Annotated in this window: 17 protein-coding genes and 4 pseudogenes; 8 read left to right on the top strand and 13 right to left on the bottom strand. The window is 66.1% G+C overall.

The genetic code is table 11. The features are described 5' to 3' along the window. Positions 1–25 precede the first annotated feature (25 nt). From P3H15_RS42040 to P3H15_RS41995, 9 genes and pseudogenes are all read right to left on the bottom strand, one after another. Positions 26–991 carry a MetQ/NlpA family ABC transporter substrate-binding protein gene (locus P3H15_RS42040; RefSeq protein ID WP_276142691.1) on the bottom strand — a complete coding sequence of 322 codons (966 nt, stop codon included), beginning with the start codon at positions 989–991 and terminating at the stop codon, positions 26–28. A 141-nt stretch (positions 992–1132) separates the two neighbouring features. After that, on the bottom strand, positions 1133–1987 hold the full coding sequence (locus tag P3H15_RS42035) for an ABC transporter permease (protein WP_244163791.1): 855 nt from the start codon (positions 1985–1987) through the stop codon (positions 1133–1135). Next, entirely contained in the window at positions 1968–2840 is an 873-nt protein-coding gene (locus tag P3H15_RS42030; RefSeq protein WP_276142690.1) for an ABC transporter ATP-binding protein, read from the bottom strand. The genes P3H15_RS42035 and P3H15_RS42030 overlap by 20 nt, the downstream gene beginning before the upstream one ends. A 37-nt stretch (positions 2841–2877) precedes the next feature. Further along, the gene (locus P3H15_RS42025) at positions 2878–3993 is read right to left on the bottom strand and encodes an ABC transporter substrate-binding protein (RefSeq protein ID WP_276142689.1); all 1116 of its coding nucleotides are present in this window, start codon (positions 3991–3993) and stop codon (positions 2878–2880) included. Between the two features lie 534 nt (positions 3994–4527). Beyond that, positions 4528–4626: pseudogene (locus tag P3H15_RS42020) on the bottom strand (hypothetical protein); the annotation flags it as partial. 2 nt (positions 4627–4628) lie between these two features. Continuing rightward, a pseudogene (locus tag P3H15_RS42015) lies at positions 4629–4715 on the bottom strand (sulfurtransferase); the annotation flags it as partial. 256 nt (positions 4716–4971) lie between these two features. Beyond that, positions 4972–6879, bottom strand: a complete 1908-nt coding sequence (locus tag P3H15_RS42005) for a family 2A encapsulin nanocompartment cargo protein cysteine desulfurase (RefSeq protein ID WP_276142688.1) — start codon at positions 6877–6879, stop codon at positions 4972–4974. Further along, positions 6851–7782, bottom strand: a pseudogene (locus P3H15_RS42000) (family 2A encapsulin nanocompartment shell protein). Before P3H15_RS42000 ends, P3H15_RS42005 begins: the two are co-directional and overlap by 29 nt. Further along, the gene (locus P3H15_RS41995) at positions 7745–8101 is read right to left on the bottom strand and encodes a hypothetical protein (protein WP_276142687.1); all 357 of its coding nucleotides are present in this window, start codon (positions 8099–8101) and stop codon (positions 7745–7747) included. The pseudogene P3H15_RS42000 and the gene P3H15_RS41995 overlap by 38 nt, the downstream one beginning before the upstream one ends. A gap of 130 nt (positions 8102–8231) precedes the next feature. Between P3H15_RS41995 and P3H15_RS41990 the strand changes: the two genes are divergently transcribed. From P3H15_RS41990 to P3H15_RS41980, 3 genes are read left to right on the top strand one after another with little or no spacing between them, the layout of a single operon-like run. Further along, entirely contained in the window at positions 8232–8591 is a 360-nt protein-coding gene (locus P3H15_RS41990) for a hypothetical protein (RefSeq protein ID WP_276142686.1), read from the top strand. Beyond that, positions 8588–9814 carry an acyl-CoA dehydrogenase family protein gene (locus P3H15_RS41985; RefSeq protein WP_276142685.1) on the top strand — a complete coding sequence of 409 codons (1227 nt, stop codon included), beginning with the start codon at positions 8588–8590 and terminating at the stop codon, positions 9812–9814. Before P3H15_RS41990 ends, P3H15_RS41985 begins: the two co-directional genes overlap by 4 nt. A gap of 47 nt (positions 9815–9861) precedes the next feature. Then, the gene (locus tag P3H15_RS41980) at positions 9862–10893 is read left to right on the top strand and encodes an aldo/keto reductase (RefSeq protein WP_276142684.1); all 1032 of its coding nucleotides are present in this window, start codon (positions 9862–9864) and stop codon (positions 10891–10893) included. A gap of 95 nt (positions 10894–10988) precedes the next feature. Here the strand turns inward: P3H15_RS41980 and P3H15_RS41975 are convergent, their stop codons facing one another. Then, positions 10989–12053 carry an LLM class flavin-dependent oxidoreductase gene (locus tag P3H15_RS41975; RefSeq protein WP_276142683.1) on the bottom strand — a complete coding sequence of 355 codons (1065 nt, stop codon included), beginning with the start codon at positions 12051–12053 and terminating at the stop codon, positions 10989–10991. A gap of 30 nt (positions 12054–12083) precedes the next feature. After that, positions 12084–13193: an acyl-CoA dehydrogenase family protein gene (locus P3H15_RS41970; RefSeq protein WP_276142682.1), complete on the bottom strand. Its 1110-nt coding sequence runs from the start codon at positions 13191–13193 to the stop codon at positions 12084–12086. Between the two features lie 715 nt (positions 13194–13908). On the opposite strand from P3H15_RS41970, the gene P3H15_RS41965 reads away from it, so the two are divergent. After that, positions 13909–14634, top strand: coding sequence for an LLM class flavin-dependent oxidoreductase (locus P3H15_RS41965; RefSeq protein ID WP_276142681.1), 726 nt, complete (start codon positions 13909–13911; stop codon positions 14632–14634). Positions 14635–14665: 31 nt separating this feature from the next. Continuing rightward, positions 14666–14869: pseudogene (locus P3H15_RS41960) on the top strand (F420-dependent methylene-tetrahydromethanopterin reductase); the annotation flags it as partial. Between the two features lie 415 nt (positions 14870–15284). Here the strand turns inward: P3H15_RS41960 and P3H15_RS41955 are convergent. After that, complete coding sequence (locus P3H15_RS41955; RefSeq protein WP_276142680.1) at positions 15285–16658, bottom strand: NtaA/DmoA family FMN-dependent monooxygenase; 1374 nt, start codon at positions 16656–16658, stop codon at positions 15285–15287. 461 nt (positions 16659–17119) lie between these two features. After that, a complete protein-coding gene (locus P3H15_RS41950; protein WP_276142679.1) occupies positions 17120–17407 on the bottom strand; it encodes a hypothetical protein in 288 nt (95 codons plus the stop codon). Here P3H15_RS41950 and P3H15_RS41945 point away from each other — a divergent pair. From P3H15_RS41945 to P3H15_RS41935, 3 genes are all read left to right on the top strand, one after another. Further along, positions 17354–18223 (top strand): rhodanese-like domain-containing protein, encoded by an 870-nt coding sequence (locus P3H15_RS41945; protein ID WP_276142678.1) that lies wholly within the window; start codon positions 17354–17356, stop codon positions 18221–18223. The genes P3H15_RS41950 and P3H15_RS41945 overlap by 54 nt on opposite strands. Next, positions 18220–19350, top strand: a complete 1131-nt coding sequence (locus P3H15_RS41940) for an acyl-CoA dehydrogenase family protein (protein WP_276142677.1) — start codon at positions 18220–18222, stop codon at positions 19348–19350. Before P3H15_RS41945 ends, P3H15_RS41940 begins: the two co-directional genes overlap by 4 nt. 110 nt (positions 19351–19460) lie before the next feature. After that, positions 19461–20210 (top strand): ABC transporter substrate-binding protein, encoded by a 750-nt coding sequence (locus P3H15_RS41935; RefSeq protein ID WP_276142676.1) that lies wholly within the window; start codon positions 19461–19463, stop codon positions 20208–20210. Positions 20211–20254: the final 44 nt, after the last annotated feature.

The raw sequence follows: 20254 nt of genomic DNA, 5'->3' as shown, positions 1-20254 counted from the left end.
CTGTCGACAGGCCCCCGACCGTGCGTCACTCGCTCTCCGCCGCGGCCACCGGAATGTTCGCGCCCCGGAATTTCGTTTCCAGGAACTGGGCCAGTTCTGGGCTTTCCAGCGCACGTGCCAGTTCGAGCACTCGCTGGTCGCCCGCCAACCTCGACGGCGCGACGAGCACATGCGCATAGGGATTCCCCGGGCCCGGTTCGATCGCGAGCGCGTCTTCCGCCGGCGTCAGACCGATGGATGCCGCGTCATCCGGATTGAGGACCACTGCGTCGTAATTGTCGTACAGCGACTGGAGGTAGTCGTCGTAACCGAGTCCCAGGAGTGTCAGGTGCCGGAGCGAGTCCAGCACGTTCGCCTGGGTAATCGTGAGATCCACCGCCGAGGTACCACCGAACGGGCGATCCAGCTTCACCAGCCCCGCGCTCTGCAGCAGATAGAGCCCACGCGCGAAACCGGTCGACGTCGCGGGGAGCACGACCTGCGAGCCATGGGGAAGACTCCGTCCGGTCACCTCGTCCGCCACCAGGCCCACGTTCACCCAGCTCTCGGTGTCTTTCACGTCCTTCCATTTCGACGAGTACAGGCCGTATGGAACGACATTCACCTTCGACACAATGCTCAGATTGTCGTACGAATGCGTGCCGAGATCGGCTTCGAACGCGGGGATGTGCTGATAGAAGGATAGGTCGCCGTCCCCGGCAGCCACCTTCGCGTTGGAATCTTCCGACGCGTCGACGAGTTCGATTTTCGCCGAGGCCGGCAGGAGATTCTCGACCGCGTACTCCACTATCTCGCGGTCGTCACCGGCGCCGACGTAGACGACGAGCGAGTCCCCGGAACCCCCGGCGGTCTCGTAATCGACCTGTGTGTCCGACCCGCAACCAACCAACCCTGTAACGGCCGCGAGCGCGAAGGCGACGGTCGCGAGGACGCGGCGCCGGTTGAGAACCACATTTGCGCTGACGAGGCTGTGGTGACTTGCGCGTTGCATCTGACCACTCACTCCACTCTCAGAGGTTTTCGACACGGAAAGACCGGCACCCAGGAACCCGGGCGCGGGGTTCCTGGGTGCACGGAAGGCTGACGACGATCTATCGACCGTTGCGGACGTCGGTACGGACTCGCGTGTTCATCACTTGTTCGTCAGTCCTCGCTGCCATGCGGTCAGTCGCCATTCGGCACCGGTGAGCACGCCGTTGACGAGGATTCCGATGAGACCGAGGGTGAGGATGCCGGCATACATCTGCGGGGTCTGATAACGCAACGCGGCGTTGTTGATATAGATACCCAGACCCTGCGCACCACCGACGAGCTCGGCGGCGACGAGAGCCGTGAACGCGTTCGCGGCGGCCAGACGGATCCCCGGGAAGATCGCCGGGATCGCCGCCGGAAGAACCACGCGGCTGAAAATGTACACCCGCCCGGCTCCGAGTGTCCGGGCCGCATTCAGCAGGATGCGCTCCACACCCCCGACCGCTCCGACCGCGTTGATGAAGATCGGCCAGAAGCAGGCCCACACGACAATGGCCACCTTGGACTCCTCGCCGATTCCGAGGAACACGACGAAGACCGGCAAAAGCGCGAGCAGCGAAAGATTCCGGAAGAACAGCAGGAGCGGTTCAGCGAGCTTCTGGAAGATCCGGAACGATCCGACGACGATGCCGAGGGTGATGCCCGCCACGAGCGCAATGGCGAATCCGGTCAACGCACGCTCGACACTCGGCCAGATCTCGGAGCGCAACGTGCCGTCCGTAAGTCCGTCGACGAACGCCGTGGCCACATCCTGTGGCTTCGACAGATACAGTGCGCTGACGTACTCGGAATCAACGATCCACCACCAGAGCACCAAAAAGGCTGACAGCCCGATGATTCCGTAGATCAATCTATCGTATTTCACGAGCCACGGGTTGGGCGCCTTGGGCGGGGTGAGATCCTCGTCCAGCAGTTGCTCCTCGCCGCGTGCCGGCTCAGTGATCGTCGTTGCCAATGTGCACCTCCTCCTCGAGGACGCGTGCGACGCGCGACCGGATGTGCGCGAACTCCTCCGAGTTACGGGAGTCGCTGTCCCGGGGCCGCGGAAGCTCGACGTCGAACAGCGTCTTCACCTTGCCGGGTGCACGGGTCATGACCGCGATCCGATCCGACAGGAAGATGGCCTCGTCGATCGAGTGGGTGACGAAGAGGATCGTCTTCTTCGTGTCACCGGATTCCCAGATACGCAGCAACTCGCCCTGCAGGAACTCTCGGGTCTGCGCATCGAGGGCGGCGAACGGCTCGTCGAACACCAGGATGTCGGGTTCGTATGCGAGGACGCGCGCGATCGCGACCCGCTGACGCATACCACCGGAGAGCTGGTGCGGAAGCCGGTTGGCGGCGGCTTCCAGGCCCACCGTCTTCAGCACCTTGGCTGCCCTCGCCCTACGTTCCGCCTTGGGGACGCCGCGGATCTTCAGACCGACCTCGACGTTCTTCTGCGCCGTCAGCCAAGGGAACAGGGCGTAACCCTGGAAGACGACGCCGACGTTCTTGTTGACGCCTTCGACTCGTTTGCCGTCGACGAGAACAGCTCCCCCGTTGTGAGTCTCCAAGCCCGCGAGGATGTTCAGAAATGTCGACTTGCCGCAACCACTCGGCCCGAGGAGGGAGAGAAACTCGCCGCTCTTGATCTGCAGGTCGAATCCGTCGAGGACTGCGGTGGCGTCCTTGGTCGACCTCGATCCCGGTTTCGGATAGATCTTTGCGACGCGCTTCGCCTCGATCTTCCAGCCCGTACCGTGCGCACGGGGCGCGATCGGCCCCGCGTCCTGCTCGAATCGCTCAGCTAGCACTTGTTGAGTCATGTTGTGTGACTTCCTGTCGGGTGCGGATGGCGCCGGATCACTTTTCGAGACCCTCGATGTCGACAAGGTGCGTCTTGAAGATCCCGTCGTTCTGCTCTTCGGTCACGATCTCAGTGTTGTCTTCCTGGGATTCCAGAAGGTCTGCTGACTTCGCGTAGGGGTTGAAGGCATTGGTCGCAACATCTTCGGGCTTCAGATTCTCCGAGCCCGGCAGCGGCTTACCCACCTCTTCCACGAGATCCCACCACAGCTGCAGGCTCGCCTTGTCGAGCAGAGCGTTGGGTGCGTAGTGCCAGTTGGTGGTCTGCTCCACGGGATATCCAGTGGTCTTGTCGGCGATCTCCGCGGACTCCTTCGGGTGGGCGTTGGCCCAGTTGGCCGTCTTGGCGATCACGCCCACGAACGCACGCGCCGCGTCCGGGTACTTCTGCAGCCACGCGTTGCTTGCGACATACGGTGCCTGGCCACCCAGCGGGCCCCAGTCTTCGAAAGACGTGAAGGCCTGGGTGAACTTGTCCGGCTGGCTCTGCAGCACACCGACCAGCGGCGGGTGGAAGACCCCGAGGTCGACCTCGCCTCTCTCGATCGCGGGTGCAATGAGCTCGTTCTTGAGCTCGAGGAAGTTGACCTTGTTCAGGTCCACACCGTTGTTCTGCAGGTATCGCTTGATCACCAGGTCTGTGCAACTGTTGGACCCGGAAAGACCAATCGTCTTGCCCTCGATGGCCTTCAGGTTCTCCTTGGTGATGTCCGAGCCCGCCTTGGTGAAGTAAGCCATGTGCGGCATGTCGGGCAGGTCGAGCATGCTCGAGGCGATGGCCGTGAACTTGAAGCCCTTTACCTTCCCGTCGATGTCGTTGTTGAACATGCCCGTCGCGATGTCGATCGCGCCCTGATCGAGCAACTGCACCGCGGGCACAGCCGTGGCAGGCCCGACGTACTCCGGACGGACCCCGGCGTTGTCCCAATACCCCAATTCGTCAGCGATCCTCACCAGCGACAGGGCGGTGGGTGAGTTGGCGAAGCGGAACGTCACCGCCCCGTCGTCATCGCTACCACTGCCGCACCCGGCCAGCACCAGCGGCGCTGCAACCAACAGCGCGGACCAGGTGGCCAACTTCTTCGTCAGGCGCATGTTGCAAGAGACGCTCATGCTCGCGCCTCCCGGTGCGTGGTTCTGCCACTCACGGCATTTCCTCTCTCTCGCGGTGGATGTGGTCGTCGGTTCCCGGTTGGCCGGTCACTCCCGAGGAATAATTCGATTGAGAAGATAATGCTCGGGCACAGGCTTTCCTACGGATAGATTCACCATGAGCCAAGCTCCCATGACCCGAAGCAGTATTCGACCGTGTAAAGCGCAGTTGCTCAACGGATGTGGACTTGCTCGACCGGGTAAGAGGTGACGGAATATGAAGAATTCATTAACGATGGAGCAATGATCTTGTAGATGGGAATTGTGAATCTTTCGTTCCCAGTGCAATAGGATGATCAGCTCATGATTCACTGCATCTGAATGTCGACCTCATCCCCCGCGGGCGTGTACCGAGACTGTGTGGCCGAAGGCTCGGCCGGCCGACGCTGCGCTCTGTTCCGCCCCGATCGTCCGTACGGCCCAATTCGAGCAGTACGTTCGCTGACTCGGCGAGTTGCGGTGTCCGCATCTGGGACAACCACAGACCTGGACCGACTAACGCTGCGCTGACGTCGCACAGACGAGCGAGCCGTACTCGGTCCAACTCCCGTCATAGTTCTTGACGTTGTCGTTGCCGAGAAGTTCCGTCAGCACGAGTCACGGCGTATCCCGTCCTGCAGATCCTCCTTCCAGTCGAGTTTGACGGCGCCGTCGATGTGGCCGCCGTCGTAGGCGGTGGTGTCTCGCCGACCTGAATCGAGCGACCAGCGGGTAGATCTGAGAGTTTGCACGGCGAGGATGGCACCGGCAACCCCGGTCGAGAACGCGGTCGCGACCAGAACCGCGACAAGCACCGCAGTCGTGATCGAGGCAGCGAACCTGGGGCCGCGTACATCGACCTGATCGCCGACCGACGTCGTGGTGGGTTGGGCTGAGGATGTGGACATCGCCACGCTCCTCCAAAGGAATTGGCAGGGGATGGCAGGAACGGGTTTCCCGTCAGGAGCGGCGACCGGCATCGGCGGCCAGTTGGTGGAGGACGGCGACCATCCGGTCCACCTCCTCACAGGTGTTGTAGAACGACAACGACGGCCGCACCGTGCCCTCGACACCGAATCTCCGCATGATCGGTTGCGCGCAGTGATGTCCCGCGCGCACCGCGATGCCCTTCGAGTTGAGCGCCTTACCCACCTCGAGCGGCTCGTACCCGGCGAGCACGAACGAGATCACGCTCGCCTTTTCCGCCGCGGTACCGATCAGCCGCAACCCCGGAACGTTCTCCAGTTCTGCGGTGGCGTATTCGAGTAGGACATGCTCGTAACGGTTGATGTTCTCGATCCCGATCCGCTCCACGTACTCGATGGCGGCGCCCAACCCCACTCCGTCGGCGATACTGCCGGTACCGGCCTCGAATCTCCCTGGTGGCAGCTGATAGGTGGACCGCTCGAGGGTCACGTCGGTGATCATGTTCCCACCGCCCTGCCACGGCGGGGTATCCGCCAGTACATCGGGCTTGCCGTACAACGCGCCGATCCCCGTCGGGCCGAAGATCTTGTGCCCGGAGAAGACGAAGAAATCGGGGTCCAACGACTGCATGTCGACCCCGGTGTGCGGCACCGACTGCGCACCGTCGACCAAGACGATCGCACCCGCACGGTGCGCTTCTTCCGTGATCTCGCGCACCGGGGTGATCGTGCCCAGCGCATTCGATACCTGGGCCACGGCCACCAGCTTCGTACGGTCCGACAGCAGCCTGGTGTACTCCCCCATCATCAACTGTCCCGAGTCGTCCACCGGGATCACCCGGATCACCGCGCCCGTCTCCGACGCCAGCATCTGCCACGGGACGATATTCGCGTGATGCTCGAGATGCGCGATCACGATCTCGTCGCCCTGGCGAATGTTCTTGCGTCCCCACGTCTGAGCCACCAGGTTGATCGCCTCGGTGGCGCCGCGGACGAAGACGATCTCCTCCGCCGACGAGGCACCGATGAACCGTGCCACCGTCTGCCGTGCTTGCTCGTAGGCATCGGTCGAACGCGCCGCCAATTCGTGTGCGGCGCGATGAATATTCGAATTCTCGTGTTCATAGAAATAGCTGATCCGGTCGATCACCACCTGCGGTTTCTGCGTCGTGGCGGCGTTGTCGAACCACACCAACGGATATCCGTTCACCCGCTCACGCAGGATCGGGAAGTCACGTCGAACCGCATTGACGTCGAATCCGGGATGCGCATCCACCATGGCGGGTCCGTGCGGCCCGGCCCGGCCCATCGGCGGCGCAGTGTCGGTCGCTCCCGTGCCTCGGTCGAGAAAGTAGAAGCTCGGTGCTCCCACGTCGGAGGTCGATGGGACGAACATCGACGCGCGCGCCCGATCGGACACCGCGGGCATCTCTTGTGGCGAGACAGGGATCGTGTACCCGCGACTCGTGTCGACACCGCCCGACCCGGACCGATAACCGTTCGGTGGGTCGAGGAAGTAGAACGACGACGATGCAGGGGCGTCCGTGGACACGCCTGGGAGTTCGGTGGTCAGTTCGGACGGTGAGACGCCCTCGTCTATCCACGGCGCGGCGACCTCGGCTGGGGTGGCGCCATACGACGTTGCGGCGCTACTCGCGGATGATCCGTCCGGCGGGCCGGTCGGTGACGCGGGCGCGACGGGCACCTGGCTCTCGAAGCCCTGGGGAACGGTGACCGTATCCAGCGACGCGCCTGGCACCTGACCCGGCTGACTCGCGCCGTCTGCCGCGGCAGTTGCCGGTGACGCGGCGGCACCCGACCCCGGTAGGCGCGAGAAATATTCGCCGGCCAGCCTGTTCAACGTCGCTTCGTCGGGCAGTTCCCATCCGCCGACACCTGGCTGGTCGTCCGGCTCACTTCCGGTATGAGGGGGCGTAGTCATGGAACTTGTCCACCTCCGCGTCCTCGAGCAAGGCGATAGCGTCGTCGGTCAGGATCGCGAGCGAGCAGTACAGCGAGACGAGATACGACGCGATTGCGCTGCGGTCGATTCCCATGAATTTCACCGACAGGCCCATCCCCTGCTCGCCGGCCAGGCCCGGCTGGTACAGACCGACCACGCCCTGGCGGGACTCGCCGGTTCGGATCAGCAGGAACTTCGTCTTACCGCCCTCGACCTTGACCTTGTCCGAAGGGATGATCGGGATGCCCCGCCATGTCACGAACTGGGAACCGAACATGCTCACGGTCGGCGGCGGTACACCGCGGCGCGTGCATTCCCGGCCGAACGCGGCAATCCCCTCGGGATGGGTCAGGAAGAAGGCCGGCTCCTTCCACACCCTGGCGATCATGTTGTCCAGATCGTCCGGCGTCGGGGGCCCACCGACCGTGGAGAGTTTCTGCTTCTTCGCCGTATTCGCGATCAACCCGTAGTCCGGGCTGTTGATCAGCTCGCCCTCTTGGTGCTCTTTGATCGCCTCGATGTGAGGCGCAGCTGCTGCGCGATCTGGTCGTGCGGGCTCGAGTAGAGGTCGGACACCCTCGTGTGCACGTCCAAAATGGTGTGAACGGCCTTGAGCCGATACTCCCGCGGTTCCTTCTCGTAATCGACGAACGTCTCCGGCAGCGGGGACTCGTCGAAGTTGTCACACTTGATATCGACCGACTCCGGATGCACCACCCGGTTCAACCGGTAGATACCGGCTTCCACCGGGATCCAGCTCAGGCAGTGCACCAACCACCGTGGGGTGATCGACTCCATCTGCGGAACGGACTTCGTCGCGTTCGCCAGAGTGCGCGCGGCATCATCACCCAATGCCATCGGCTGCGGTTTTGCATTCGTCATCGGCCACTCCTGCCCGAGCGTCAGCGCCGGACAGCCGCCCGACAGTGCCCAATCCTAGGCCCTTTACCTGCAGGAATCGACCCCGTTCCCCGACCACTCGACGATCGGTGTACGAACAGAATCGTCGCGACGGGCCCTGCACATGGCGGTCCGCCCACCGCTGGTAGACCTTCAGACTGGAGTCGCCGAGCCCGTTCGTATGGTCGTGGGCGGCGACCCAGTCCATGAGGTCGTCGAAGCGTTCCTTGTAGCCGTCGGTTTGCTGCCACAGCACGTCGTTCCACAGCCACTCCTGGTCGACCGCGGAATCGAGGACCATGCGACCGGTGCGGTGCGGGCTTAAGACTCTTTCCAGTGAATCTGCACGATTCGAACCATTCCCATTCCATGGCGATTCGACGACAGTGATCCGATCGATCCACACCCGTCATCGATGAAGGGACCACCGAGTGAGCGGCCGGCTTCACATCAACGTCGATATCCTCAACGCCGGGGTGTTCGGTGGATCGTGGCGATTCCCAGGGACGGACGGCCAGGCCAGTTACGCGATCGACCACTACACCTCGATCGCGACGTCGTCCGTACAGGGACGCCCGGTCGTCGTCGCCGCCGACCCGGACGTGCTCGGCTGGGCGGCGGCGGCACGGTCCGCCGGCGCCAGTGCGCACACACTGGCCGACGTACTCGCCGGATGGATCGACGACGTCCTGGCCGCGGTACGCACGCTCGTGCCGCTGCTGTCCGCCTCGACAGGACCGACGCTGCGGGCATCCCTCGGCCTGCGCGACACCGTGGAGACGTTGTCATGACCGCTGTGTACCCGGAACACGAGTCGATCGAAGCGACATCGGTCTCCGGACTCACCGTGGCGGGTATCCGCGCCGCAGTCCGGCCCGTCCTGCGCCGTCTGGGCGATACCGCCGGGGCGCGGGAGAAGGCGCGCGACTACGCTTTCGCCGAGGTCCGTGCACTCGCGGACGCGGGGATTGCGCTGGTCGGCGTTACCCGGGACGACGGCGGTGCTGGTGGTTCGCTGCGTGATGTGGCCGACGTCGTCATCGAAGTGGCGCGCGCCGACTCCAGTGTGGCGCAGGCATTGCGCAGCAGTTTCCTCGTCGCCGAGCAGGTATCGACCCGGCCCGATCTGCCGCACCGCGACGTGATTCTGACGCGGCTGCGCAACCGGGATCTGTTCGCCGGAACGAGCAATGAGCGAACCGGAGGCGCGAGCGGGCAGGTCAATGCGACGGCCCGGCGTGAGGGTGCGGGCTGGGTGGTCGACGGCGAGAAGTACTACTCGACCGGCGGGCTGTACGCATCCTGGTTCTCGACCCAGGCACTCGCCGAGGGCGGGACGGTGGTTCGGTTCACCGTGCCCGTCGACCGCGAGGGAGTCGAACGGCTCGACGACTTCGACGCCGTCGGTCAGCGGCTCACCGCCAGTGGCACCACCCGCCTGACGAACGTGCGCGTATCCGACGACGAGGTGACCTTCCCCGACCAGGCCCAGCCCGACAACCCGTGGCCCGGCACCTTCGCGCAGTTCTATCTCGCGGCGATACAGGCCGGTGTGGCAGCGCGAGCCCTCGACGACGCGGTCGGGTACGTGCGGGAGAAGGCCCGGCCGATCAAGCACAGCTTCGCGGACACCAGCGTCCAGGATCCCTATGTGCGGCAGACAATCGGGCAGATCGCCGGCCGCGCCCAGGCGGCGCGGGCCGTCGTGCTGTTGGCAGCCGAGACACTGGAAGGTGTCCGGGGACTCACCGGGCCCGCCGCACGCACCGCCGGTGCTGCTGCCGCGGTTCACGTCGCGCACGCGAGTGCGATCGCAATCGAGTCCGCGCTCGACGCTGCGGAACTGCTCTTCGACGTGGGCGGTGGCTCCATCACCAATCGAGACCTCGGATTCGACCGGCACTGGCGCAACGCGCGCACGGCCGCCAATCACAACCCGCGGCAGTGGAAGCAGGCGATCGCGGGGGCATACCACCTGACCGGCGAGGAACCACCCACCACCGGCCTCTTCTGACCACCGACCCATAACAACAACCGATCAGAACGGAACAGACGACAACGATGACCGCCAGCCCCTTCGATCTCACCTACGCCGCCGCCGAGGACCGCTACGAGAAGGTCCCCTACCGTCGCACCGGAAACTCCGGCCTCGATCTGCCTGCCTTCTCGTTCGGTCTGTGGCAGAAGTTCGGTAGCGACTACGCCTTTGCGACCCAGCGGGAGATCATTCTCCACGCATTCGACCTGGGGATCACCCACTTCGACAACGCCGACCGCTACGGCCCACCGCACCGCGCGGCCCAGCAGAACTTCGGCAGGGTTCTCGCGAAGGACCTCGCGCCCTACCGGAACGAACTCATCCTGTCGACCAAGGCAGGCAACCCGATCGGTCCGAGCCCCTATCTCAAGGGCGGCTCGCGCAAGTCGATCCTCACCTCGCTCGACCACAGTCTGCGCGACCTCGGCACCGACTACGTCGACATCTTCTACCACCACAGCCCCGACCTCAGCACGCCGCTGGAAGAATCGGTCGGTGCACTGGTCAGTGCGGTGGAGCAGGGCAAGGCTCTCTACGTCGGTATCTCCAACTACCTCCCCGATCGCACCCACGAGGCCGCCGAGCTGCTCCGCCAGGCCGGTGTCCCGCTGCTCATCCACCAGGCGCGTTACTCGATCTACGACCGGCGCCCCGAACGGAACGGCCTGCTGGACACCGCCCATCAGGACGGATTCGGGCTCATCGTGTACTCGCCGCTGGCGCAGGGCCTCCTGACCGACAAGTACCTGGAGACGATTCCCGAACACGCACGGGCGCAGAACAGTTCATTCCTGACGCCGGATGTGATCGACGAGACGTACCGGCAGCGCACCGCCGAACTCAACAAGATCGCCGAAGCCCGCGGGCAGTCACTCGCCCAGCTCGCGTTGCAGTGGGTGCTGCGCAGGCCGGAGGTCACGTCGGCACTGATCGGTGCGAGTTCGACCGCGCAACTCGACCACAACATCGCCGCCCTGAACTTCCCGGCGCTCACCGACGACGAACTGGCGCTCATCGAGGAACACGGCGTGCACGGCACGGGGCTCGAGCTCTGACCGAGCAGATTTCGGCAGACGACAACTGAAAAGCCCGCCCGGGCCGATGCTGCGACAACCGCGGCATCGGCCCGGGCGGGCAAGCGCTTCCGCGCTCACTCCGCCAGTAGCGGCAGCAGCTGAGTGCCCTGACGTTCGATCTCCCGCAGATACGGGGTGTCCGACAGCACGAAATGGGTGATGCCGAGGTCCTGATACTTGCGCAACGACTTCGCGACGTCCTCCGGCGAGCCGACCAGCCAGGTCGTGCCTGCGCCGCCGCCACCGAACTTGCCGGGTGCGGTGTACAAATTGTCGTCGAGCACCTCGCCGCGAGTAGCGAGGTCGAGGAGTCGCTGCTGTCCCACGGCGGTCTGGCGGTGCGGGTTCTGTGCCGGTGCACCCTGGTTCTTCGCCATCTCCGCTACCTTCGCTTCCGCTTCGGCCCAGGCCTGCTCGGTCGTGTCCCGGACGAGGGTGGTGATCCGCAGACCGAACTCGAGCGGTGCGTGCTCTCGGCCGAGTTCCTCACTCAGCGCCCGCAGGCGCTCGATCCGTTCCCGCACCCCTTCGAGGGGTTCGCCCCAGAAGAGTTGGACGTCGGCTTCGGCGGCCGCTACCCGCTCAGCGGCGTCGGAGGCCCCGCCGAAGTAGAGCTTCGGGTGGAGCCGGTCTCCGCGCGGCGCGATCCGGGGCAGCACCGTGGAGTCGGTGACCTGGAAGTGCTCGCCACGGTAGGTGACGTTCTCCTCCGTCCACAGCTTGCGGACGAGTTGCAGGAACTCCTTGGTCCGGGCGTAGCGGGCGGCCTGGTCGCTCTCGCGTTCGCCGTACGCTCCCAGGTTGTCCTTCCCGGACACGATGTTGACCCGGACCCGGCCACCGGACAGATGGTCGAGACTCGCTGCAGCGGAGGCGAAGTGAGCCGGGGTCCAATACCCGGGCCGAACCGCGACGAGTGGCTCGAACGTCGACGTCCGGGCAACGAGGGCCGTGGCGACGGTGAAGGTGTCCGGGCGACCCCAACCGGTGCCGATCAAGGCGCCCTTCCAGCCGTGCTCCTCCAGGGCCTCCGCCTGGGCCGTGAGGGTGTCGAGGCTGTTGTGGTCGACCGTGACGGGCTCGCCGCGGTGTCCCGGCGTCACCTGATTCGGGATGTACCAGAGGAATTCGAGACTCATGGGATGGTGATTCCTGTTCGGTGGTGGTGATCAGCGGGCGAGTTCGGCGAGCTGGGCTCGGCGAACGTCGGTGGTCTGTCCTTGGACCAGGACGAAGAGCGCCGACCGCGCGTGGAGCTGCGCCGTGTCGTCGCCACTCAGTCCCCGACCGGCCCGCGCTATGAGCAGTGCCCGGGTGATCGTGGACAACGCCTCGCCGCTGGCGACCTTGGTCGCGAGGCGTTCGCCGATCCGATGCGGACCGCCTCCCGCGGCGGTGGCCTCATCGGACAGCTCGTACGCGGTGCCCCGAATCCGCGCGATGCGTGGTCGCCACGTCGCCGCCACGTCCTGGGCCAGCGGGTGTCCGGACTGCTCCAACTCTCGGAGAACTGCCTCTGCAAGCCCGAAGTGGTGACCGCGTGCGTCGCTCGCCGTGCCGATGTCGTTGAACCGCGTGGTCTCCAGCGATTGGGCGGAGAGCACGTGCTCGTCGGGTACGAACACGTCGTCGAGCTCGACCCGCGCGGTCTTGCTGCCGGCGACGGCGCCGAGTCGGAGCGGGCCGACGCTGCGCGTGCGGTCGCTCACCGGCACGAGCGCGGTGACCACGGTCTCCGTCTGCCTTTCCACCGCGGCGACGGTCAGGGCGTTGTTGAGCCCCCACCCGCTGACCCAGGAGATGGCGCCGGTGAAGATCCAGCCGCCGCTCGCCCTTTCCGCCGCGATGTAATGGTCGGGAAACCTCCGGACGTCGCTCACCCCGGCACCGAGCACGAGTTCGCCACGCAGAATTCGCTCGGCGAGCTCCGAAACCGGTTCGCCCGGTTTACTGGATTCCACGATTCGCCCGGCCATCGGCGCGTGCTGAGCCCAGACGAGCCACGTGTTGAAGCACGCGCCGGCGATGATCTCGTGCAGGCGGCGATCGGAGTTGCGGTCGATGTCGAGGCCACCGTATTCCCGCGGCGCTTGATGGTTCAGGAGCCCCAGCGCAGCGAGTTCGTCGATACGTTCTCCGGTGACCCCGTCACGGTCGGTCGACAGGGCTTCGGGGCGCAGTACTCGTTCGGCGTACTCCCGCACCCGAGCGACGAATGGGTGGCGGTCGGCGGCGGTCACGGATTCTGCCGCACTGACGGCCGTGTTCGCCGCTGTCATGTCGTCCCTTCCCTACTTCGGTCCCAGAGGGATGCCTGGCCCGCGACAGAGTGACGGTGGCCCGCATCCGGACATCGAGAGACTAGCCCCGGTTGTCACCGTCGCTCGGTCACCGCCTCCGTCCTCCACGACGAGAAACAGGGCCTGACGTGGGACAGTTCGGTCCGATCGGACATTAATTCGTCCCGATCGGAAACATGCAGCGCAACTGCACCTTCGGCTGCCGAAGTTTCGATCGAGCTGAAGTAAAGGGGCGCTCGAAGAGACGACGAACCGTAGGCTCGCAGGCGACCATCCGGAGCGACCGAGAGACCCCGTGGTTCGTGGTGCGACCGACCCGTTTCACCGTCACTGCTCTTCCCGAGACTGGAGTCATCGTCGATGACCTCGAATACCCCGTTGCATCTCGCCGCCGCCCTCGACGGTGCGGGCTGGCATCCCGCCGCGTGGCGCGAACCGAACTCGCGCCCGGACGAGTTGTTCACCGGCGCCTATTGGACCGACCTCGCTGCCGTCGCGCAGCGCGGCCTGCTGGACTTCGTCACCATCGAGGACAGTCTGGCGGCACCGGTGAATAGCCACGCACCCGACGCGGCCGACTCCGTGGACCGGGTCCGGGCGCGCATCGACGCGCACCTCGTCGCGGTGCCGCCGCACCGTCCCGGAACTCACCGAGCAGGACTGGGCGGCCATCGCGAAGGGCACGCTGCCGCAGGTGTTGGTCGACCTGTTCGACGAGGCCGGCGACTTCGTCGAGGTCGTCCGCCGGCTATGGGACAGCTGGGAGGACGGCGCAGAGATCCGCGACGTCGAGACTCGCCGGTTCATCGACCGTGACAAGCTGCACTACATCGACTTCGAGAGTCGTTACTTCAGCGTCCGCGGCCCCTCCATCACACCGCGACCCCCGCAGGGGCAGCCGGTGGTCACCGCACTCGCCCACCAGGCACTGTCGTACGAACTGGCAGCACGCGGTGCCGACCTCGTGTTCGTCTCCCCGGCCGACGACGTCCACACGCAGTCCGTTCTCGCCGATGTCGCCGCGGCGTCCGAACGGGTCGGGCGCACCGGTGAGCCGCTCCGGGTCTACGCCGACCTGGTGGTGTTCCTCGACAACGACCGCGAATCCGGCGCCGACCGGCTGCGCCGACTGGACGACCTCGCCGGAATCCAGTTCGCCTCCGACGCCGGCGTGTTCACCGGCTCCGCGGACGAGCTCGCGGACCGGCTCGCGGCATGGCAGCAGCTGGGATTCGACGGCTTCCGGTTGCGGCCGGGTGTCGCGGTCGACGACCTGGACGCCGTGTCGTCCCGGCTGGTGCCGATCCTGCAGCAACGCGGCCTGTTCCGCACCGCGTATCCGGACACCTCCCTGCGTGGGCTGCTGGGCCTGCCCACCGACGTCCCGAACCGCTATGCCACCGGCTCCCCCGCCGCCTGAGCCACTGCCTTCAGACAAGGACACGTTCACGATGAGCGCATCCAAGAAGCAGGTCATCCTCGGCGCCTACCTCGGCGGCGTCAACCACCACACCGCATGGTGGGATCCCCGGGCGGGCAGCCAGATCGAGTTCGATTCGTTCGAACACACCGCGCGGACCGCCGAGCGTGGCAAGTTCGACTTCTTCTTCCTCGCCGAGGGTCTCGCCCTGCGCGAGCGCGCCGGGCAGATCTTCCGGAACGCGCGCCCTCCCGTTCGCTGACCGCGGTGCCGAACACGATGCCGTCACCGATGCGGCGCAGCCACTCCTGCCCACGCGGGGTGTGACGCTCGCGCCAGCGGTCGTCCACGAACCGCGCGTGCACCCGAAGCGCGTGCGGCAGATTCGAGTCCGCGGCCGCGACCTCGATGACGAGCACGTAGAGCTGTCGCAGGCTGGCACCGTCACCGCCGAACTCCCGCGGAACCCGCACCGCGGGGAACCCCACCTCCCGTAGCCACACGGCCTGCTCGAGGGCAAGGCGGCCACTCGTTTCCCGCTCGAGCGCCCCCTCGGCGATCCGCGCGAACACCAGGGCGGTACTTGGCGAGCAGTTCCTCGTCGGTGGGGCGGGCATTCACGCTCACGGGATCGACGGCACGATCGGTGGTCATCGGTTCTCCTGGGTGGAAAGGGCGGTGCGCGGGTCGGGAAGGCCGAAGCGGCCACGGATGGTCGGCGAGTCGTACTCGGTCGGGAACACGCTCTCGGCCTGGAGGATCGGGACCACCTGCTGCACGAAGCGCTCCAGATCGTTGTGCAGCAGGGGGAAGTGGGCGTTGTAGCCGGACACGGCCCCGGCCGCCCACCAGTCGATCAGCGCGTCGGCGACCTCCTTGGGGCTCCCGATGACGAGTCGATGGCCCCCTGCGCCACCGACCAGTCGGATGATCTGCCGGGTGGTGGGTTCCTCGGTGCGCACCAGATCCTGCACCGCCCTGCTGAAGCCGACCGGGCGGGTCTGGTCCTCCTGCGGCTCGAACCATTCTGCCTTCAGCGGTCGGTCGACGTCGACGGACCGGGGAAACGCCGGGTTCAGCACGCGTTGCTGCTCGAGGAAGCGGGCGATCAGATCGTCCTCGCTGCCGGCGCCGCTGAAAACCTCGTGCCGACGCAGCGCTTCCTCTCGGGTGTCGCCGAGGTACACGTTGACGCCGGGAAAGAGCCGGATGCTGTCGGCGGGCCTGCCGTGCCTGCGGGCGGCGGCGTCGAGTGTGGCCGCGTAGTCGAGTGCCGCCTGCTTCCCCAGCAGCGCCGCGTACACAATCTCGGCGTGCTTGCCTGCGAAGTCGATACCCTGCGCGGACGCGCCTGCCTGCGAGATCACCGGGTGTCCCTGCGGACCGACCGGGACGTTGAGGGGGCCACGCACGTCGAAGAACTCGCCGTGATGGTCGATCGTTCGCGCCGTCGTCTCGTCCCACAGCGGACCCGTGGGCTCAGGTCCCTCCGGGGTGTCCCAGGACAGCCACAGTTCCTTGACGACCCGGAGGAACTCGTCGGCCTTGCGGTAGCGGTCCTCCCGGTCGAGCAGTTCGTCCGCCGAGAAGTTCGCGGCGATGTCGGGGTTGAAGTTGGCGACGGCGTTGAAGATCACCCGTCCACCCGCGATGGAGTCGAGACTCGCGAGTCGGCGGGCGAGGTTGTACGGCGAGTTGTAGCTCGTCGACGCCGTCAGCACGAAGCCGATGTCCGGGATCGCGCCCGCGATCGCCGAGAACAGCACGATCGGGTCGAACAGGTGGCTCGGCCCGTTGTCGGCGGTGCGTTGCAGCGCCGGATGATCCGAGACGAACACGGCGTCGAGGGTTCCCGATCGCGCGATCTCGGCGGACCGCCGATAGTGCTCCCAGTCCGCGAAACGGTTCCATGTGGTACCGGGCCAGTTCCATGCGTTCCTGGACGCACCGGCACCGACGATGGACGCCGCGAGCGTCAACCTCCGCTGTGGTCGCCGTGCCGGCGTGTCGGTTCCGGTGCTCATGTCGAATGCTCCGTTCGATGGATGGGGATGGGCGCAGCATCAATAGGACTCCGCCGCAGCACTTTCAACTGGGCACGAGTGGGCTCCGCCCCGGGGACCGCCGGTGGTTCGCCGCAGGGTCGGCGAATGTGGGGCGAAGCGCCCCTCCCATCTCACCGACCCACAGCCGGTCCCGTCAACGAATACGATCGCGGTGGTTGAAATGCCGAACACTGCTGGGACAGTGTGTTTCTCGCCGAAACTTCGCCTCACGAGTCCAGCCGATGACAATACTGGAACCAGCGTGATTTCATTTCCGAACTCGGCGCATCGGTGCGGGTCACGGGCGGGCGCACGGTTCGGGCATCACGCTCACGACCGTCGGTTCCCGACGCCCGGGGCTACGGTGTGGCCATCGGCCGCCGCGCCGCGAATCATTCCAACCGCTACCCAGCGAAGGTGGGCAACACTCCGCGAGCACTTCATCGATCGACAAGGCCTCCACCGTCGAGAAGACCATCGACGTCGACACCCTCCGGCTGTGGCTGGCCGACGATGCGGAACTCGCCGTCCTCGACATCCGACCGAGCGACGAGGTCGGCTATGCGTCGCCGCTGTTCGCCACCAACATTCCCGCGGACCGCCTCGAGGCCGAGATCGACCGGTACGTGCCCCGCGCGGTCGTACGGACCGTCCTCGTCGACGGTGGTGACGGCGTGGCGAAGCGCCTCGCCGAGCGCCTCGCCGAGACCGGGCGCAGCGAGGTCCACGTCCTCACCGGCGGCATACCCGAGTGGACCCGGAACGGCACCGAGGACCTGCCGACCTTCGACGTCCCCGGCAAGGACTTCTCCCTGGGAATCCGCGACGAACGCGACACCCCCTCGGTGTCCGCCGCCGAACTCAAGACCCTCAAGGACCAGGGCGCCGACGTCGTCGTCATCGACACCCGCACCCTGCCCGAGTTCACCGCCGGCCACGTCCCCGGCGCGGTCGGCGTGCCCGGTGCGGAGTTGCTGCTGCGGTTCGCGGACGTCGTGCCCTCTCCCGATACCCACGTCGTCGTCTCCTGCGCGGGCCTGCCCCGCGCGATCATCGGCGCCCAGACCCTCATCGACGCCGGTGTGCCGAACCAGGTTTCCTACCTGCACGATGGCACCCGGGCGTGGAAGGAGGAGAACCTCGAGCTGGAAACCGGCGCGACCGCCGTCTACGCACCGATCGACCACGCCGCGAGGGAGGCAGCCGCACAGCGCGTGGAAGCCATCACCGCCAACGACACGTTCCCCCACATCGACGTCCAGACCGCGCAGGTGTGGGCGGCCGACCCCGACCGCACCACGTACCTTCTCGACGTGCGCACGCCGGAGGAGTTCGAGCAGTCGCACCTACCCGGATCGATCACGTCCGAGGGGGGACAGCTGCTCGGGGTCTCCTACCGCACCATCGCCGTGCGCGGCGCGCGCGTGGTCTTGATCGACGACCTCACCGGAGCCCGCGCCGCGGTCGTCTCGCACTGGCTCCAGCGCCGCGGATTCGAGATCGCGCTGCTGCTACACGATTTCGAGTCGGGCATCGCCCGATGACCTCCACCCTGGACGTGTCGATCGACGCGAGCAGCGCCGACCGGGTCGACGCCGCCGACGAGCTCCCACTGGTGTCGCAGGTTCGGGACTTCGCGTACAACACGCTCGCACCCCGGGCCCTGCAGACCGATCGCGAGGGCGTCACCGCCGACACCGTCGAGGAACTGCGGCGCCTCGGGCTGCTCAACCATCTGGCCCCGGCCCGGTTCGGTGGCGCCGAGTTGGACAAGGCCGCCGAACGCCGGGTCCACGAGCACCTCGCTTACGGCGACTTCAACACGTGGCTCGCCTGGGCACAGCACACGGGGTTGATCGTCCACTTTACCGCTCTGGCCGACAGTGGCGAACCGATCGGCGAACTCGGTGAGCGGGTGCTTCGCGGGGAGATCCTCACCGGAACCGCGATCAGCGACGCCCGGCACTACCCCACCCGATATGTCCGCGCCGACCCGGCCGACGGCGGATGGACAATCACCGGCACGGTGTCCTGGGTGAGCGGCTGGGGGATCAACACCCTGCTGTCCGTCGCCGCGATCGACCCCACGACCGAGACCCAGCTGCTCGCGCTGATCCCGGTCGACGACGTGCGGCTGCGCGCCGAGCCGCTGGGTCTCGTCGCCGCCACCGGAAGCCGCACGTGGCGAGTCACTTTCGAAGGAGCCTTCGTCGCCGAGTCGGACATCGTCAAACACACCCCGAGATCCGAATGGAATCGGCGTGATCAGAACATCGTCAGCGACGTCAGGCCGCAGGTGTTCGGGGTGGCGCGCGCGATCCTCGACGAATTGGACGCCTCCGGCACCGAAGCGGCCGTCGCGGTAGCGCAGGCATGGGCACCGCAGTTCACCCGCTATCGGGCACTGGCCTACTCCCTGACCGACCGCGCGGAATCGGATCCGAAAGGCCCGCAGCACTTCGAGGACCGGCTCACGCTGAAGGTCGAGGTGCTCCGTTCGCTGCACGAGATCGCCCGGGCACTGACCGTTTCACGGGCGGGCTCGGGGATTCTCGACACCGATACCGCTGCGCTGCACGCCCGTTCCGCGCAGTTCCTTCAGATCCAGAGCCAGAACGAACACTCGCGGGCAGCCCAGCTCGCGCACATCGCGGCGGCGGCACGACACTGAGAACCTGTGGCGTGGCACGACACACAGGGGAGTCTCGCACGCGATTGCCGTTAGATTCACTGCGCTTTAATATCGTGCCCGCCAGGCACTTTGACCATATATTCCTGCCCATGGAAACAACAGTTCACGCCCCACGGCCGGTGCGCGAGCGCCGCCGACGATTCCGAGGCGTGTTCGGCGTTCTCGCACTGACCGGTGTCCTCGCCCTGACCGGATGCAGCAGCACCGTCGACGCCGCGGGCGGCACCGGAAGCGGCGATCCGCAGAGCGGCGGCACCCTGCGGATCGCGCTTCTCAGCTCCCCCGAGTCGCTCGACCCACACCTGAACACGTCCTTCGCAGCCAGCAACTACGGCAACAGTGTCTTCGACAAACTGACCTGGCAGGATCCGGAGACCGGCGAGATCGGTCCCTGGCTGGCCACCGCCTGGGAGGTCAACGACACCAACACCGAATTCACGTTCACGCTGCGTGAGGGCGTCACCTTCAGCGACGGCACCCCGTTCAACGCCGACATCGTGAAGAAGAACTTCGACCAGTACGTCTTCGGAGATCCAGCGCTCGGCATCAAGCCCAACGGCGCCACCCACCTGAAGTCCTACCAGGGCAGCGAGGTCGTCAGCGACAACGTCGTCAAGATCGTCTTCAAGTCCTCGTCGGCCAGCTTCCTCCAGTTCATCTCGTACTCCGGCAACAACCAGCCCGGAATCATCGGCCAGAAGACCCTCTCGTCGAACGCCGAGCAGCGGCTCGACCCGACGAACATCGTCGGCACCGGCCCCTTCGTCGTGACCGAGTGCGCGCCCAAGGAGCGCACGGTGCTCACCAAGCGCGCCGACTACAACTGGGGGCTCTACTGACCGATCTGTGGGCGATGTGAGGGCCGTATAAGGGCGCACGCCGT

It is taken from the genome of Rhodococcus sp. T2V (genome assembly GCF_029269925.1).
Classification (GTDB): Bacteria; Actinomycetota; Actinomycetes; order Mycobacteriales; family Mycobacteriaceae; genus Rhodococcus_F; species Rhodococcus_F koreensis.
The sequence above is the reverse complement of the archived record's forward strand: the minus strand, read 5'-3'. Positions and strand labels throughout refer to the sequence as shown.